14 protein-coding genes are annotated in these 16,818 nt (G+C 52.3%); 12 read left to right on the forward strand and 2 right to left on the reverse strand.

Translation table 11 applies throughout. The annotated features are described in order from the left end of the window. Positions 1-25 precede the first annotated feature (25 nt). The gene (gene sohB, locus NHAL_RS12950; RefSeq protein ID WP_013033605.1) at positions 26-1,003 is read right to left on the reverse strand and encodes a protease SohB; all 978 of its coding nucleotides are present in this window, start codon (positions 1,001-1,003) and stop codon (positions 26-28) included. A 45-nt stretch (positions 1,004-1,048) separates the two neighbouring features. Then, complete coding sequence (gene glcE / locus NHAL_RS12955) at positions 1,049-2,119, reverse strand: glycolate oxidase subunit GlcE (protein ID WP_013033606.1); 1,071 nt, start codon at positions 2,117-2,119, stop codon at positions 1,049-1,051. 431 nt (positions 2,120-2,550) lie between these two features. Between glcE and NHAL_RS12960 the strand changes: the two genes are divergently transcribed. From NHAL_RS12960 to truD, 12 genes are all read left to right on the forward strand, one after another. Then, entirely contained in the window at positions 2,551-3,072 is a 522-nt protein-coding gene (locus tag NHAL_RS12960) for a hypothetical protein (protein ID WP_013033608.1), read from the forward strand. Between the two features lie 382 nt (positions 3,073-3,454). Then, a complete protein-coding gene (dnaE, locus tag NHAL_RS12965; protein WP_013033609.1) occupies positions 3,455-6,931 on the forward strand; it encodes a DNA polymerase III subunit alpha in 3,477 nt (1,158 codons plus the stop codon). Between the two features lie 104 nt (positions 6,932-7,035). Then, positions 7,036-8,019, forward strand: coding sequence for a diguanylate cyclase domain-containing protein (locus NHAL_RS12970; RefSeq protein WP_013033610.1), 984 nt, complete (start codon positions 7,036-7,038; stop codon positions 8,017-8,019). A gap of 84 nt (positions 8,020-8,103) precedes the next feature. Then, positions 8,104-9,060 (forward strand): acetyl-CoA carboxylase carboxyltransferase subunit alpha, encoded by a 957-nt coding sequence (locus tag NHAL_RS12975; protein WP_013033611.1) that lies wholly within the window; start codon positions 8,104-8,106, stop codon positions 9,058-9,060. A 9-nt stretch (positions 9,061-9,069) separates the two neighbouring features. Next, on the forward strand, positions 9,070-10,398 hold the full coding sequence (gene tilS / locus NHAL_RS12980) for a tRNA lysidine(34) synthetase TilS (RefSeq protein ID WP_013033612.1): 1,329 nt from the start codon (positions 9,070-9,072) through the stop codon (positions 10,396-10,398). Positions 10,399-10,489: 91 nt separating this feature from the next. Then, positions 10,490-12,136: a CTP synthase gene (locus tag NHAL_RS12985; protein WP_013033613.1), complete on the forward strand. Its 1,647-nt coding sequence runs from the start codon at positions 10,490-10,492 to the stop codon at positions 12,134-12,136. A 5-nt stretch (positions 12,137-12,141) separates the two neighbouring features. After that, a complete protein-coding gene (gene kdsA, locus NHAL_RS12990) occupies positions 12,142-12,978 on the forward strand; it encodes a 3-deoxy-8-phosphooctulonate synthase (protein WP_013033614.1) in 837 nt (278 codons plus the stop codon). Between the two features lie 28 nt (positions 12,979-13,006). Beyond that, a complete protein-coding gene (gene eno, locus NHAL_RS12995) occupies positions 13,007-14,287 on the forward strand; it encodes a phosphopyruvate hydratase (RefSeq protein WP_013033615.1) in 1,281 nt (426 codons plus the stop codon). A gap of 20 nt (positions 14,288-14,307) precedes the next feature. Continuing rightward, complete coding sequence (ftsB, locus tag NHAL_RS13000) at positions 14,308-14,583, forward strand: cell division protein FtsB (protein WP_013033616.1); 276 nt, start codon at positions 14,308-14,310, stop codon at positions 14,581-14,583. Continuing rightward, the gene (gene ispD / locus NHAL_RS13005) at positions 14,580-15,284 is read left to right on the forward strand and encodes a 2-C-methyl-D-erythritol 4-phosphate cytidylyltransferase (RefSeq protein ID WP_013033617.1); all 705 of its coding nucleotides are present in this window, start codon (positions 14,580-14,582) and stop codon (positions 15,282-15,284) included. Before ftsB ends, ispD begins: the two co-directional genes overlap by 4 nt. Next, positions 15,281-15,754, forward strand: coding sequence for a 2-C-methyl-D-erythritol 2,4-cyclodiphosphate synthase (gene ispF / locus NHAL_RS13010; RefSeq protein WP_013033618.1), 474 nt, complete (start codon positions 15,281-15,283; stop codon positions 15,752-15,754). The genes ispD and ispF overlap by 4 nt, the downstream gene beginning before the upstream one ends. A 9-nt stretch (positions 15,755-15,763) precedes the next feature. Further along, positions 15,764-16,816 (forward strand): tRNA pseudouridine(13) synthase TruD, encoded by a 1,053-nt coding sequence (gene truD / locus NHAL_RS13015; RefSeq protein WP_013033619.1) that lies wholly within the window; start codon positions 15,764-15,766, stop codon positions 16,814-16,816. Positions 16,817-16,818 lie beyond the last annotated feature (2 nt).

The raw sequence follows: 16,818 nt of genomic DNA on the forward strand, positions 1-16,818 counted from the left end.
TGATGAAGTCTTGATTTAAATCATGCTAGAAAAGACCCAGGGCCTTGTCACTTGCCGCTTGAACCCGTGATAAGAATCTTTCGGCGAAGGTCTTTTTGACGGCATAGCTGACTTCATAGAGGTCGGCAGTTTTACTGGCCTCCAGCAGGTAGTCATCGCTGGTTTCGAGATCGTCTATAAGGTTGAGTTCCTGGGCTTGAATGGCATGCCAATGCTGGCCCGTCGCGGTTTGGGAGAGATCCACCTGGGGGCGGTAGTGGGTAATGAATTCTTTGAATAACTGGTGGATGTCTTCTACCTGTTTTTTAGCCAGTTCACGATCCCGGTCGGTGTTAATGCCAAACAGTGTCACTGTTCGCTTCAATTCACCTGCTTTGATTTGCTCAAAGTCTATTCCATGTTTATCCAGTAGACGATGGAAATTGGGTAATTGCATCAAAGCGCCAATGGAGCCGATGACAGCAAATGGTGCGGCAATAATGCGATTGCCCACGCAGGCCATCATATAGCCGCCACTGGCGGCCATTTTATCCACAGCGATGGTCAAGGGAATCTGTTTTTTTCTAATTCTCTCCAATTGGGAGGCTGCCAGTCCATGCTCATGAACGAGCCCTCCCCCATTTTCCAACCGGAGTAAGACCTCATCCTCAGGCGTTGCTACACTAAGTACTGCGGTAATTTCTTCTCGTAACGAGGCTACTGCTGTGGCTCTAATATCGCCATGAAAATCAAGCACAAAAATGCGCCTGGCGTGTTTTTTTTGCTTTTTGTGAGCTTTTTCCGCCTTGAGCTTTTTGATGAACTCTTTTTTGGGCATGATGTGCATGGTGAGCATGTGAGTCATGCGTTCATAATGGCTATTAAGATGTTTGATTTCCAACTTCTCAGTGGCATGCATCCGGCTTTTCGAGGAGGCCGATAACCTCATTAGCAGCGCTATCAAAATCACTAAGGTGAGTGTTTTTGCTAGGAATAGCCCGTATTCAGAGAGAAATTCGCCCATATTTTTTGGTTTCCGTGCTGGGGATAAGGAAAAACATTGGGTTAGCTAGAGTTCCCGGTACATCCGTCCTGGATTCAAAATGCGGTGGGGATCGAAGGCTTGTTTGAGGCGGTGATGCAATGCCATGAGGGCTGAGGGCAAAGGATGAAAGACCTCACCTGTATGATCCCCGCCGCGAAATAAGGTCGCATAGCCGCCGACGTTCTCAGCAGCGGCACGGATGGCTTCCGCGGTTAATTCGGAGCGAAACCAACGCTGGGCGCCGCCCCAGCCAATCTTCCATTCCCCAGGCAGATCGATGGGAGCAGTGGTGGCGGGCACTGACCACCGCCAAAGGGGTTGGGTGCTGCGCTGGAAGAAGATATGGGTGTGTTCTCGAACTCTTTCCCAGAAGTGGGTGTCGTTCCTGAGGGGGTCGCCACCTATCTTGTTGCGTGCGGCTCGAAGGGTTTCTTCAGAACCGGATAGACGGACGTAGAGCCGTTCTCCATCAAAGGCGCAGGCTGAAAGGGGGAGGGGTTGGTTTGCCCAGACATTGAATAGACGAATGGCGTTATGGGCATCCCGCTCTTGGGAGAGCGTAATTTCCCCTGTTGGGCGGGGTGAGACTTTGAGTGAAATCTCCAATAACACCCCTAAGGTGCCTAGGCTTCCTACCATGAGGCGGGGGATATCATAGCCTGCCACATTTTTCATCACCTGCCCCCCGAAGCGTAGTATTTGACCCTTACCATTGATAATTTGCACCCCTAGCACCATATCCCGGACTGCTCCCCCATAGGGGCGGCGTGGGCCGGAAAGACCACAGGCGACGACGCCCCCCAAGGTGGCCTGGGGACCAAAATAAGGGGGCTCAAAAGCAAACATTTGGCCTTGTTCAGCGAGTAGGGCTTCAATTTCTGCCAGGGGCGTTCCGGCACGGGCAGTGATGACAAGTTCCGTGGGTTCATAGCTGGTAATTCCTCGGTGCTTACCCACCTCTAAGGGTTCACCGTGCGGTTGGCGGCCATAAAAGGCTTTGGTGTTACCTCCTTTGATGCATAAGGGGGTTTGCGCCGCTGCTGCAGCACGAATCGCTTCTTGAATCGCCTCACTGTCATCATGAGTCCATGCCATCAACGCCACCTGTCTTATCCATCAACGAGAATGAAAATAGTATCTTGCTCCCGTGTCAGGTTCAAACCGGTGTAGTTTATCAAGGGCAGTGATGATCACTGACTCGTTGGTTTTAAGTATCTCGGCAGAAGTTTTGGGAGCAATATGGTCGTTTTCACGCTGTTTAACCGTTCCTACACGCCGACAAGCGCACCAAGAGGAGGGATGAGAGTCCAGAAAAACCATCCTTCAAAATTTTCGTTGGGGCACTTATTAATGAGTTATGCCTTGCTAAGGGGGGGGGAAGCTGCTTAAATTGCGCCACCGAGACGGCTGTGTGTCATCGTAAAGGATAGAAGGCCTGACAAGTTCGGGTGGGCGCCGAAATCAATTTATCAGGATTGGTTATATGCTTTCATTATCATAGATTTATAGCTACGAGTTAAATACCCATGAAAGATTTGGTTTATTGTTCTATGTCGCGGTTGCGGATGGCGACTGTAGTCTTCGCGTTACTTGTTTTGAGTACGGCTTGCAGTGAAGCTGAGAAACCGGCGAGCAAGCCTGCTGTTCCAGTGTCAATATCGGGTTCCATGACTGGGGAAGACGGGCCAGTAAAAGAGGCCAAGCTAACGGCTACGGATCGTAACGGTGAAGTTATCGCCACTGTAGAGGTCAACAGCGGCCCACGCTACAGAATAGAGTTGCCTGCGGGGGTGGCTTACCCGGTTATTATTTCGGCGCTCTATCCCCGTTCCACAAAGGTGGTTGAGTCGGGTCAAGGAGAGATAAAGGCTGCTATTATGAAAGCCAGCAGCTCAACGGTCGAACTTAGCCCGAAATCAACCTCCATTGTTGATATTGCCATGGCTCGTGGCGGCCTTACTCCTGAGAATTTTAAGTCCGCATCGTTGGCTATCCTCAATCAAGGCAGCGGTGGCTCAGGAGGTATGCCCTATCAGGGGGGGCATTGAGGATCGCAAAATAGGAAGCAGTTTCCACTGATGAAAGAGTACCGATTTCATAAATAGATGCATTATATTCTGTAGCCAGTTTATTATTTTAGAATGCGAAATCCTATGAAATTGGTATGGAACTGATATCTTTGGAATGAGATGGGGTGAGCCTCTGTTCTTTACCCGGCTCACCCCGTCAAGTTATTAAGCTTTGTAAGCTAGAAGACCATTCAGGTGCCTCCCCTTTCTAATACCTCGCCCACCGTTGCAAAGCTAGAGTTTTGTTCTGTGCTGTTAAATATTCGGCAGTAACCCACTAGAGATGTCTACAATTTAGCTAGAGTGGTGGTTACTTATGGTAGGCTAAAAGGCGCTACCCCATCATCTCATTGAACTATTTATGGACCTATCCTTCGTTCATCTGCATCTGCATACCGAATACTCAATGGTGGATGGCCTGGTGCGTATCCGGCCCCTGGTTCGAGCCGCCCGGGAAGCGGGGATGCCAGCGGTAGCGGTGACTGACCAGAATAATATATTTGCCATGGTCAAGTTCTATCGTGCTGCCCAGGCAGAGGGAGTGAAGCCCATTATTGGGGCTGACGTTTTTTTAGTGGATTCAACCGAAAGTAGCCGAGCCAGCCGGGTTACTTTGCTTTGCCAGAATGAAGGAGGTTATTGCAATCTATCCCGTCTGTTATCGCGCGCTTATAGCGAAGGCCAATATCATGGCGTTCCCCGCTTGCAATGGAATTGGTTGCAGAGTCAAAGCGATGGTCTGATTGTCCTTTCTGGAGGTCGAGAGGGTGATGTGGGTCAGGCTCTGTTGGCGGGCAACAATATTCAAGCCAAGAAGCTACTGGAGCGGTGGCAAGCCCTTTTCCCGGGCCGCTATTATTTGGAGCTGCATCGCACTGGCAGAGAGGGTGAGGAAGATTATCTCCATGGGGCCGTAGCACTTGCTTTAGCATGTGATACCCCGGTAGTGGCAACCAATGATGTTCGCTTCCTTAGAACCCAGGATTTCGAAGCTCACGAGGCCCGGGTCTGTATTCATGAAGGGCGGACTTTAGATGATCCTCGCCGACCCCGTCACTATAGTGAGCAGCAATATTTGCGAACCTCGTCGGAAATGGCGGAATTATTTGCGGACTTGCCCGAAGCCCTGGAGAACACGGTAGAGATCGCCCGGCGTTGTAACCTCGAACTTACCCTAGGGAGCCACTATCTTCCAAATTTTCCGGTGCCAGAGGGGCTAAGCATCGAAGCATTTCTTGAGGTCGAGGCCCGTCGAGGGTTGGAGCAGCGGTTAGCAAAACTTTATCCTTCTGAAACAGACCGGGAAATCAAGCAGCCCACTTACGAAACGCGCCTCGCAGAGGAATTGGCGGTGATTAACCAAATGGGGTTTCCAGGGTATTTCCTCATTGTCGCCGATTTTATCCGCTGGGCTAAAAAAAACGGAATTCCGGTAGGGCCAGGGCGGGGCTCAGGGGCAGGATCCCTGGTTGCCTATGCCCTGCAAATAACCGACCTGGATCCATTAGCCTTTGATCTTCTTTTTGAACGTTTTTTGAACCCCGAGCGTGTATCCCTGCCCGATTTCGATATCGATTTCTGTATGGAACGCCGCGACCGGGTGATCGAGTATGTGAGCCACTACTACGGCCGGGATCATGTTTCCCAGATTATTACCTACGGTAGCATGGCCGCCAAAGCGGTCGTGCGGGACGTGGGTCGGGTATTAGGGCATCCTTACGGTTTCGTGGACCAAATTGCCAAGCTTATCCCTTTTGATCTCAAGATGACTCTGGACAAGGCCCTAGAGGAGTCCGAAGGGTTAAGGGCCCGTTACGAAGAAGAAGAGGAAGTTCGATTTCTCATTGATTTGGCTAGGAAGCTTGAGGGGCTAACACGAAACGCCGGTAAGCATGCTGGTGGTGTGGTGATCGCGCCGAAGAAATTGACCGAATATGTCCCTTACTACTGTGAGCAAGGGGCGAGTGGAGTCGTGACCCAATTTGACAAGGATGATATCGAGGCCATTGGCCTGGTCAAATTCGATTTCTTGGGTCTGCGTACCTTAACCATTATCGACTGGGCCTTGCAGGCCATCAACCAACAACGGGCCCAGCAGGGTACGGCCCCGCTTGATTTGGCTCTTTTGCCAATGAATGATCCGGAAAGCTACGCGCTCCTTAAACGCTGTGCGACTACCGCTGTGTTTCAATTGGAATCCCGGGGCATGAAAGACCTCATAAAGCGGCTCCAGCCGGATTGCTTTGAGGATATTATCGCCTTGGTGGCCTTGTTCCGGCCTGGGCCTCTTCAGTCGGGAATGGTGGATGATTATATCAATCGGAAACACGGTCGTGCCAAGGTGGATTATCCCCATCCCGCCCTTGAGCCCATTCTCAAACCGACCTACGGTGTCATTGTTTATCAGGAACAGGTAATGCAAATCGCCCAAGTTCTGGCGGGATATACCTTGGGGGGGGCTGATCTGCTGCGCCGGGCCATGGGCAAGAAAAAGCCCGAAGAAATGGCCAAGCAGCGCGCTATCTTTACGGAGGGGGCGAAAGCACGAGGGGTTGAGGAAGAGCGGGCAACGGCCATTTTCGACCTCATGGAGAAATTTGCCGAGTACGGGTTTAACAAATCCCATTCCGCAGCCTATGCCTTGATCGCTTATCAGACCGCTTATCTCAAGGCCCATTATCCTGCCCCCTATATGGCGGCAGTGCTTTCTTCCGACATGGACAATACGGAGAAAGTAGCGGCTTTTATTCAGGAATGTCAGGTCATGAATTTGGAGGTGCTTCCCCCTGATGTGAATGTCAGCGATTATCGTTTTTCAGCCCAGGGCAAGAACGCTATTCGTTACGGTTTGGGAGCGATTAAAGGCGTTGGTGCAGCAGCCTTGGAGGGGATCATCAAGGAGCGAGAACAGCACGGACCTTATCAAGATCTTTTTGAATTTTGTCGTCGTATCGATTTGCGCAAGATTAACCGGCGCGTGCTAGAAGCCTTAAACCGCTCAGGGGCTTTAGATCCTTTGGGGGCTAATCGAGCGACTCTAGAAGCTTCTTTGGAAACCGCTTTGGCTTTGGCGGAACAACATTCCCGTAACACCTCTCTAGGGCAGAATGATTTATTCGGCCTTGACTGTGTGTTGGAGGGTAGTCAAGCAGGAAATTATACCGAAACCCAGGAATGGGATGAGGAACAGCGGTTGGCATTGGAAAAGGAGACCTTGGGGTTGTATCTTAGTGGGCATCCCATCGACCGTTATGAGCAGGAGCTGAGGCAGATAGCTCCCCGCCGGTTAGCCGAACTCGTTAGCCAAGCGAGTAACCGCCTAAATTATAACCAGCGGGTTATTATCGCCGGTTTGATAGGCTCCGTGCGCACTAGTAAAGCTCGTCAGGGGGGACGTAATGCCTTTGTGACTTTGGATGATCGTAGTGCCCGCCTGGAGGTGAAGACCTTTGCCGAAGTTTTTGACAAATACCGGGAGCTGTTGCAGCCGGATCATATCGTGGTGATTGACGGAACTTTAGGGTGGGATTCGTACGCAGATACCGCCACCGTTACGGCGGAAAAAGTCTACAGTATTGCGGAGGCCCGAGGGGCGTTCGCGAAAATCTTAGAAATCGGATTTGACGGTACTTGTGTCGGGCAAGAAGCCGTTGCTGAATTAGCGAAGATTTTGGCGCCTTTCCGGCAAGGCCGTTGCCACGTCGCCATTTGCTACCGCAATGGAGTTGCCAGCGCCCGGTTGATGCTGGGTGAGGAATGGCAAATTCAACCCAATGAGGCACTACTTGCCCGCTTGCGGTTACTGCCGGGGGCGGAGCATGTGCAGATAATGTATTGATGCATCCCTTTTGAAACAAAGTTCAAAGCCTTCCTCGTGCCCGAAGGTAGAATAAATGGCGTCTTCTGGGAACAGTGCTCCATGAACATGGAAAATTGTCGAATATGCCTATACTGGTGGTTGATGATGACAAAGATCTTGCCCGGTTGCTGGCGCTCCGCCTTCAGGGGGTAGGGGGGTATGAAGTATGCCTGGCCCATTCTGCTCAGGAGGCTTTTGAACGGCTTGGCCTGCTGGCTACGGAGACCTCAGCAAACATCGATCTTGTGCTAATGGATGTGAAGCTGCCGGGAATCGATGGCATCGAAGCCTGCCGTCAGTTAAAGAGTCATCCCCTTGGACAAGACATCCCTGTTATTATTATTACCGGCCACGATGACCAAGAGAATCTGGAGGCAGCGTTTGATGCGGGTGCCATGGATTACGTCACTAAGCCCTTTGATAACGTAAGTCTCATGGCGAGGGTCCGCTCTGCCTTACGTTTAAAGCGGGAGATCGATACCCGTAGGCAGAGGGAACAAGAACTGCTGGAGTTGACTCACCAACTGGAAGCGGCTAATGAGCAACTACGCCAGTTGTCTTCCCTTGATGAGTTGACGGGAGTGGCTAACCGGCGGCAATTCGAGATGACTATTCGTCAAGAATTTCGGCGCGCGATGCGTAATAAGAGCTCGCTCTCAGTGATTATGATCGATATTGATAACTTTAAGGCTTATAACGATATTTACGGCCATCAGGCTGGAGATGATTGCCTACGTCAGGTAGCAAAGGCCCTTAGCTCGGTGCTAAAAAGACCCAATGACTTGCTTGCTCGTTATGGGGGAGAGGAATTTGTCGTTATTCTTCCCGAGACTGGAAGTAAAGGTGCGAGAAGTTTGGCGGAGAGCTTGCGCCGGGCCGTGGAAATCCTGAAAATTCCTCATCGTTATGCTTCCCAGAGTGGTTTGCAGGTCACCATCAGTCTAGGCGTGTCTACGCTTGTACCTCAGCGTGATGAGGATCCGACAAAGCTTATCGCTGCAGCCGATCAAGCGTTGTATCAATCTAAGCGCGCCGGACGTAACCGGGTGACTGGGGCCGGTATCTGAAAAGATAACTAAATCAATAGCTCAAATTATTAATGTAAAGCAGATAATGTGGCTGCTTTTTCAATTTTTAGGTGCCTCAGTACCATGAAAATGAATTTTCTAGACTTTGAACAGCCTATCGCAGAACTTGAGGCCAAAATCGAGGAGTTACGCTTTGTTGGCGATGATGCCAAGTTAAATATTTCCGAGGAAATTCAGCGCCTCAAGGCTAAAAGCAAGACGCTGACCGAATCCATCTTCGGTTCTCTCACCGATTGGCAGATCGTGCAATTGGCTCGACATCCGCAACGTCCCTACACTTTGGATTATGTCAATCGGATTTTTAGCGGCTTTGAAGAACTCCATGGTGATCGAGCTTTTGCGGATGACAAGGCCATCGTCGGTGGTGTTGCTCGCTTGGAAGGAAGGCCGGTTGTCGTTATTGGGCATCAGAAAGGACGTGATACCAAGGAAAAAGTGGCCCGTAATTTTGGGATGCCGCGTCCCGAGGGCTACCGTAAGGCGTTGCGGCTAATGCGATTGGCAGAGCGATTTAAATTGCCAGTACTGACTTTCATCGATACGCCGGGTGCCTACCCTGGTATTGATGCGGAGGAGCGTGGCCAAAGTGAGGCCATTGCCCGCAATCTGTACGTGATGGCCGGGTTGAAAACCCCCATTATCGCGACGGTGATTGGTGAGGGGGGCTCCGGCGGAGCGTTGGCTATTGGTGTGGGGGATCGAATGTTCATGCTCGAATACAGCATCTATTCCGTGATTTCCCCCGAAGGGTGTGCCTCCATTCTATGGAAAAGTGCCGATAAAGCTTCTGATGCGGCGGAGACCTTAGGAGTCACTTCCAAGCGATTGAAAGAACTAGGACTTGTTGATCGTGTCGTCAGCGAGCCCTTAGGGGGGGCCCACCGGAATGTGGAGGCCATGGCGGAGAAGCTCAAGGGGGTGTTAAGTGAGCAACTCGATTATTTAATCGAATTGCCCCTGGACAAGTTACTAGAGCACCGCCAACAGCGGCTTAGAAGTTATGGCCAATTCCAAGAATAAACCCTGGGTATGGGCTTTTCAGCCGACCGCCTGCTTGAGTTTTTGCGGCAACTTCATTTTTGTCACGGCTACCGAGTAGCTTACAGCGGCGGATTGGATTCCCAGGTGCTCCTTTATAGCTTGGTGCAACTTCGTCCTCAATTACCGGGTATCGCATTGAGTGCCTTTCATGTGGACCATGGGTTGAGTTCTCGATCTGGGCAATGGTCACAGCATTGCCGAGAAACCTGCTCCGAACTTGGGGTTGGCTGCGAGGTGATCAAGGTGAATGCCCGTCCAGCTAAGGGAGAAAGCCCCGAAGCGGCTGCCCGTGAGGCTCGTTATGCCGCTCTTCGGACCCGGGTGGAAAAAGGAGAATGTCTGCTGACTGGGCAACATCAAGACGATCAGGCGGAAACAGTATTGCTGCAACTTTTGCGGGGAGCGGGACCCCATGGTTTAGCCGCGATGGCGAGAGTCATGCCCTTTGGCGAGGGTTTGTTGCTACGGCCCTTGCTCCCTTTTTCCCGAGCTGAGTTGAAGGCCTATGCGGAGCAGGAAGGCCTGGTTTGGATTGAAGATCCCAGTAATTTTGACGTTGGGTTTGACCGCAATTACCTGCGCCATCACGTTTTGCCCTTACTGCGGCAGCGCTGGCCAGGCCTAGGCCGGACTTTATCTCGGGCCGCAGGCCATCAAGCAGATGCCGCCTGGATACTCGACCACCAGGCCCAGCAGGAATTGATTACCGTGAGCGACGGTGAACCGGGGCTTTCGGTGCAGGGGCTACAAGGGTTAGCCCCCCCTCAGCGTCGCAATCTTTTGCGCCATTGGTTTAAGCGGGAGGGATTGCCTCTCCCTGATAGCGCTCACTTACAGCGTATCTTGGAGGAAGTGCTGCCTGCCTCAGAGGATGCCCAACCTCTAGTTGCTTGGCCGGGAGCGGAGGTCCGGCGTTACCGTAACCGACTGTATACCCAAAAGCCCCTTTCTCCCCATGAGGCGACGATGGTGCTTGCCTGGGAGGGTGTTGAACCCTTGATATTGCCCCCCCAGGTGGGGGGAGTATTGGTTCCAAAAATGACTCAGGGGTTTGGCTTGGATGCAGAGCAATGGCGGCGGAGCCCGATAACGGTTCGCTTTCGCCAGGGTGGAGAGCGTATTCACTTAGCGGATCGGAGTTCTAGTTGTACCCTAAAAAAACTCTTCCAAGAGCGGGGTATTCCCCCTTGGCAACGGACGCGTATTCCAATGATCTATGTGGGGGAGAAACTTGCCTGGGTGGCGGAAATAGGCATTGCTCGAGACTTTGCCGCCGAACCGGGGAGGGAGGGAGTGATGATCGAATGGGTTTTCTAAGAGGCTTGGCATTGAGGAAAGACACCGATTCTGTTAGCTTATGTAATTGTTCTGCGGTTATTCCCATCATATTTATTTCCTCCAGATCTTGATGACTAAATTTATTTTTGTCACTGGCGGTGTTGTGTCTTCTTTAGGGAAAGGCATCACCTCCGCTTCCCTGGGCGCCCTTCTCGAAGCGCGCGGTCTTGGCGTCACTCTCGTTAAGCTCGATCCCTATATTAATGTGGACCCTGGTACGATGAGTCCTTACCAGCATGGTGAGGTATTCGTCACCGAGGATGGGGCGGAGACTGATCTCGACTTAGGGCATTACGAACGCTTTGTACGTACGACCATGTCCCAGCGCAACAACTATACTACCGGCCGAATTTACGAAAATGTCATTGCCAAGGAACGTCGAGGAGAGTACCTAGGCAATACCGTTCAGGTGATCCCCCATATTACCGATGAAATTAAGCGTTGTATCTATGAAGGCGCGGATGATGCCGATGTCACCCTAGTGGAGATCGGAGGGACGGTAGGAGATATCGAGTCCTTGCCTTTTCTAGAGGCCATTCGCCAGATGGGAATGGAGTTGGGGCGGGAGCAAACCCTTTTTATGCATCTGACTTTAGTTCCTTTTGTCCGCTCTGCAGGGGAACTTAAAACCAAGCCAACCCAGCACTCAGTAAAAGAATTGAGATCCATTGGCATACAACCGGATGTATTGGTGTGTCGCTTGGAGCATCCCTTGCCCGAGTCTGAGCGGCGCAAGATCGCTTTATTCACCAGTGTATCCGACAGAGCGGTGATCTCAGCGGTGGATGTAGACAGTATCTATAAGATTCCGCTAGAGCTACACGCCCAGGGACTGGATGAAATTGTGGTGGAGCACCTCCACCTCAAGGTAGGCCCGGCTAAACTGACGGAATGGCAGCAAGTTATTGATAACTTAAAATATCCTGATGATGAAGTGACCGTGGCCTTGGTGGGTAAGTATGTCGACCATACGGAAGCTTATAAATCACTTTCCGAGGCCTTAATTCATGCGGGAATGCATACCCACACCCAGGTCAATATTATTTACTTGGATTCGGAGGAGATTGAAGCTGAAGGTGTCGAGGGTTTGGAGGTGGCCGATGCCATTTTAGTGCCTGGAGGATTTGGTGAACGGGGCGTTGAAGGCATGATAGCGGCAGTTCAGTATGCTAGAGAGAATGGTATTCCCTACCTGGGGATTTGTCTTGGAATGCAGGTAGCGGTGATTGAGTTTGCCCGCCACCAGGCTGGGATGAAAGAAGCTCACAGTACCGAGTTTGACAAGAGCGCGCCGGACCCGGTAATTGCCTTAATCACCGAATGGCAGCGGGCGGATGGGCTCATTGAAAAACGTGATGAGTATATGGACCTGGGTGGAACAATGCGCCTAGGGAGTTACCAATGTCAATTGTTGCCGGGAAGCCGGGCGGCGGCTTTATATGGCAAGAAGGTGATTACCGAACGCCACCGGCACCGCTATGAATTCAATAACTATTATCGAAAGGCGCTAGAAGCTGCTGGTCTAGTCATGTCGGGGATTTCCCTCGATGGAAATTTAGTGGAGATGGTGGAAATTCCTGATCATCCCTGGTTTGTGGCCTGTCAATTCCACCCTGAATTTACTTCGACGCCCCGGGATGGTCATCCGCTTTTCAACGGTTTTATTCGGGCTGCTGTTGAGTATTGTCAAAGTAAAGTTAAATCCCAGGTAGAGTAAAGTTCATGGAGCTATGCGGGTTTGAGGTCGGTTTGGAGCGGCCCCTGTTTCTGATTGCCGGCCCCTGTGTGATTGAAAGCGAACAGTTAGCTTTAGATACGGCAGGTAGGCTGAAGGAAATCACGACGCGCCTTGGAATTCCCTTTATCTATAAATCTTCTTTTGACAAAGCCAATCGGACTTCTGTGGAAAGTTTTCGAGGTCATGGCATTGAAGTGGGTCTAGGTATCTTGGAGAAGGTCAAACACACCTTTGGCATTCCGGTGCTGACCGATGTTCATGAGGATACGCCCCTGTCGGAGGTCGCAGCGGTAGTTGATGTGTTGCAGACTCCAGCTTTTCTCTGCCGCCAAACCAATTTTATTCAAAAAGTGGCCCGCCAGGGTCGGCCTATCAACATTAAAAAAGGGCAGTTCTTGGCGCCTTGGGATATGAGCCATGTGGTAGACAAAGCCAGGGCAGTCGGCAATCAACAAGTGCTGGTCTGCGAACGAGGGGTCTCGTTTGGCTATAATACTTTAGTTTCAGACATGCGCAGTTTGGCGGTAATGCGCGATACCGGTTGTCCCGTGGTTTTTGATGCGACTCATTCTGTCCAGCAGCCAGGAGGAAAAGGGGGATGTTCTGGAGGACAGCGGGAGTGGGTGCCGGTGCTTGCCCGTGCGGCCGTAGCGGCAGGGGTGGCGGGGGTATTTATGGAAACCCATCCAGAGCCCGAACGGGCTTTAAGTGATGGTCCCAATGCCTGGCCTCTAGGGGCGATGGAAAAACTATTAGAGACCTTAATAGCCATTGATGAGACGGTAAAAAGGCGCGGTTTCCCCGAAACAGGATACCGCTAAGATTAAAGGGAGTAGGGAAGTTTATCCGATGAGTAAGATCATTGATGTTAGGGGGCGAGAGATTCTGGATTCCCGCGGCAATCCCACTGTGGAAGCGGATGTTGTTCTTGAAGCAGGGGTGCTGGGGCGGGCTGCGGTGCCTTCGGGTGCTTCGACCGGTACCCGCGAAGCCGTGGAATTGCGTGACCAGGATCCCCAGCGCTATGGGGGCAAGGGCGTACTCAAAGCCGTGGGCCATGTTAACGGTGAAATTCGCCAGCAGCTGTTGGGGCAAGAAGCAAGCGCCCAGGAAAGTATCGATCAGGCCCTCATTGAACTCGATGGTACGCCCAACAAGGATCGCCTCGGGGCCAATGCTATTTTAGCCGTCTCTTTGGCGGTGGCGCGGGCGGCGGCACTGGAGGCACAAAAACCCCTGTACCGTTACCTGGGGGGGGACGGGCCTTTCCCAATGCCGGTACCTATGATGAATATTATCAATGGCGGCGCCCATGCGGACAATAATGTGGATCTGCAGGAGTTTATGATCGTCCCGGTGGGGGCGGGAAGCATGGCTGAGGCCATCCGCTATGGAGCCGAAGTATTTCATGTCCTGAAAAAGGTGTTACGCGGGCGTGGCCTGGGCACGGGCGTCGGTGATGAGGGGGGCTTTGCGCCCGACCTTTCCTCTAACGAGGCGGCCATTGAGGTGATTCTTGAGGCCATAACCCAGGCCGGTTTTGAACCGGGTCGTGATGTGAGTTTGGCCCTGGATGTGGCAAGTTCTGAGTTTTATCAAGAGGGTTGCTATGGATTGGCTTCCGAGGGTAAGCGGCTCACAGGGGAAGAATTCATCGGAGTCCTGGCTTCTTGGGTGGAACAATACCCCATCCTTTCCATTGAAGACGGTATGGCGGAAGAGGATTGGGAGGGGTGGGCCCTGTTGACGCAGCGTCTTGGCCAACGGGTGCAACTGGTCGGCGATGATTTATTTGTGACCAATACCGCCATTCTCAAGGAAGGCATTGACAAAGGAGTGGCCAATTCCATCTTGATCAAGGTTAACCAAATTGGAACCTTAACGGAGACCCTGGCAGCTATCCGCATGGCCAAGGATGCAGGTTATACGGCGGTTATTTCCCACCGCTCTGGGGAAACTGAGGATACTACGATTGCCGATTTGGCCGTGGCTACCCAAAGTGGTCAGATTAAGACAGGTTCCCTATCCCGGACTGATCGAGTAGCCAAATACAATCAGTTGCTGCGAATTGAGGCAGAGCTAGGAGATAAGGCCCATTATCCAGGGCGTCAGGCTTTTGCCCACCGTTAGCGAAGAAGCCCCTCGGTGTGATGAGGTTCGTTGTCGGGTTGCTGTTAGTATTATTTTTAGCGCTTCAATACCAGCTGTGGGTCAGTGAAGATGGTTTGGGTGAGTTGCGGCGCCTGAGCCGGAGTATCCAACAGCAGAGGCAGGAGAATGCTGCATTGGTCGAGCGTAATCAGGTTCTAGATGCGGAAGTTCGAGATCTAAAAAGTGGTCTTGATGCTTTGGAGGAGCGAGCTCGAAGCGAGTTGGGCATGGTTAAGCAAGGCGAGACCTTTTTTCAAATTATCGAAGAGCCATGAGTCCCAACTATTGGGCCGTAGTGCCGGCCGCCGGAGTGGGGAAACGCATGGGGACCAATATCCCCAAGCAGTATCTTCCCCTCGCCGGCAAGACGGTCATTGAACATACTTTGGATAGTCTTCTACAGCATCCCCGGATTCAGGCGATTGTGGTGGCCGTCTCTTCCGAAGACAGGTGGTGGCCCGAGTGCCTCCCCCAGGATAAGGAACGAATTATCCGAGCGCCAGGGGGGGCAGAGCGTTGCCATTCCGTCAGCAATGGCTTGGAGTGTCTGCTGAGTTTAGCCGCGCCCGAAGATTGGGTTCTGGTGCACGATGCGGCTCGACCTTGCCTGCGGAGAGAAGATATTGACCGGCTGATGGAGACCCTCCATGGCCATCCCATAGGGGGCTTGCTGGCTTTACCTATTAGCGATACCGTCAAGCGCGCCAATGCCGAGGGCGTGGTATTGGAAACGGTTAACCGGGAAGGCCTGTGGCGGGCCATGACGCCCCAGATGTTTCGGCTTGAGAAGCTCTATCGGGCCTTGAGAGAAGCAATTGCTGCAGGAGTGCAGGTGACCGATGAGGCCAGCGCGATGGAATGGGCCGGGTTTTCACCCCACTTGGTGGAAGGATATCCTGACAATATCAAGATCACCCATCCCCAGGATCTGATGCAAGCGGAGGATTTTTTGAAACGACAGGGGCGGGAAGGATGAGAATTGGCCATGGTTTTGATGTTCACCGCTTTGGCTCGACGGGAAAGTTAATCCTTGGAGGGGTGGACGTTCCCCATGAACAGGGCTTAATTGCCCATTCTGATGGCGATGTGGTGATTCACGCCCTCTGTGATGCTTTACTTGGGGCTGCCGCCTTAGGTGACATTGGCCGCCATTTCCCCGATACCAGTGCCGAATTTAAAGATGCTGATAGCCGAAAGCTTCTTCGCCAGGTGATGGTTTTGCTGAACGAGCATCGGCTGAAGGTACACAATGGCGACCTGACCATTGTGGCCCAGGTCCCTAAGTTGGCCCCTTATATTCCTTCCATGCGTGAAGTTTTGGCCCAGGAACTCAAATTGCCCTATCAGCGCTTGAATATTAAGGCGACCACCACGGAAGGCATGGGCTATATTGGCCGAGGCGAAGGCATCGCGGCCCATGCTGTGGTATTGCTGGAAGAGGAATAAGCAGGGTCGGTGAGTGAAGAACCCCCTTTTGCCTACGGGGCAGAAGCGCCTCCCGCAACGGCCCTGATTCGATGTTGCCCCGAGGACTTCCAGGTGGTTGAGGAACTTCCATTTTCCCTCTCAGGGGAGGGCGAGCATGTTTGGCTTTTGCTCTGTAAGCGTAATACCAACACCGTGTGGTTGGCGCGTCGGCTTGCCCGTATTGCCGGTGTGCGGTCGGTAGATGTGGGCTATGCGGGTTTAAAGGACCGCCATGCTCTAACCACCCAATGGTTCAGTGTTCATTTGGGCCGGAAAAAAGAGCCTAACTGGGCCGCAGAGTTAGAAACTGAAGCGGTTCAAGTGGTTAAGATTATTCGTCACCCCCGAAAATTACGGCGGGGCGCGCTTAAAGAAAATCGTTTCCGGTTGACTTTACGGCGGCTCCAAGGGGATCGGGAGGTGGTTCTTAGGCGCCTTGTGCAAATTAAGGCCGAGGGTGTTCCTAACTATTTCGGACCCCAGAGATTTGGTCGGGAGGGCCAAAATCTGGAACAAGCCGACCAATGGTTTGCGGGGGGCAGGCCACCGAAGGATCGCTATCTGCGGGGACTGTTACTTTCAGCGGCCCGCGCTTTTTTGTTTAATCAGGTCTTAGCTGAGCGAGTACGGGCGGCCCATTGGAATCAACCGCTTCCTGGAGAAGCGCTTATTCTCGATGGGAGTCGCGGGTTCTTTTTAGCGGAGACTATAGATGAAACCTTGCAAGCCCGGGTGCGGTGCTTCGACTGCCATCCTAGTGGCCCTTTATGGGGACGGGGAAGCCTCCCCACCTTGGGGATAACCCGTGCTTTTGAGGAGAAGGTGTTGGCGGACTTTGGATTATGGCGGAAGGGTCTAGAGGAGGGGGGCTTAAAGCAAGAGCGCCGGAGTTTAAGGCTGATGGCTGCTGATTTGGAATGGTCCTTTCCTGCTGACGATAGCCTGAGACTTTGTTTTCGTTTACCTGCAGGGGCCTATGCGACCACCATGCTGCGTGAAGTGGTGGGGGCCCAGGAGGCCATAGGGTTATCCTCCCCCTAAAG

Source organism: Nitrosococcus halophilus Nc 4 (genome assembly GCF_000024725.1).
GTDB lineage: Bacteria > Pseudomonadota > Gammaproteobacteria > Nitrosococcales > Nitrosococcaceae > Nitrosococcus > Nitrosococcus halophilus.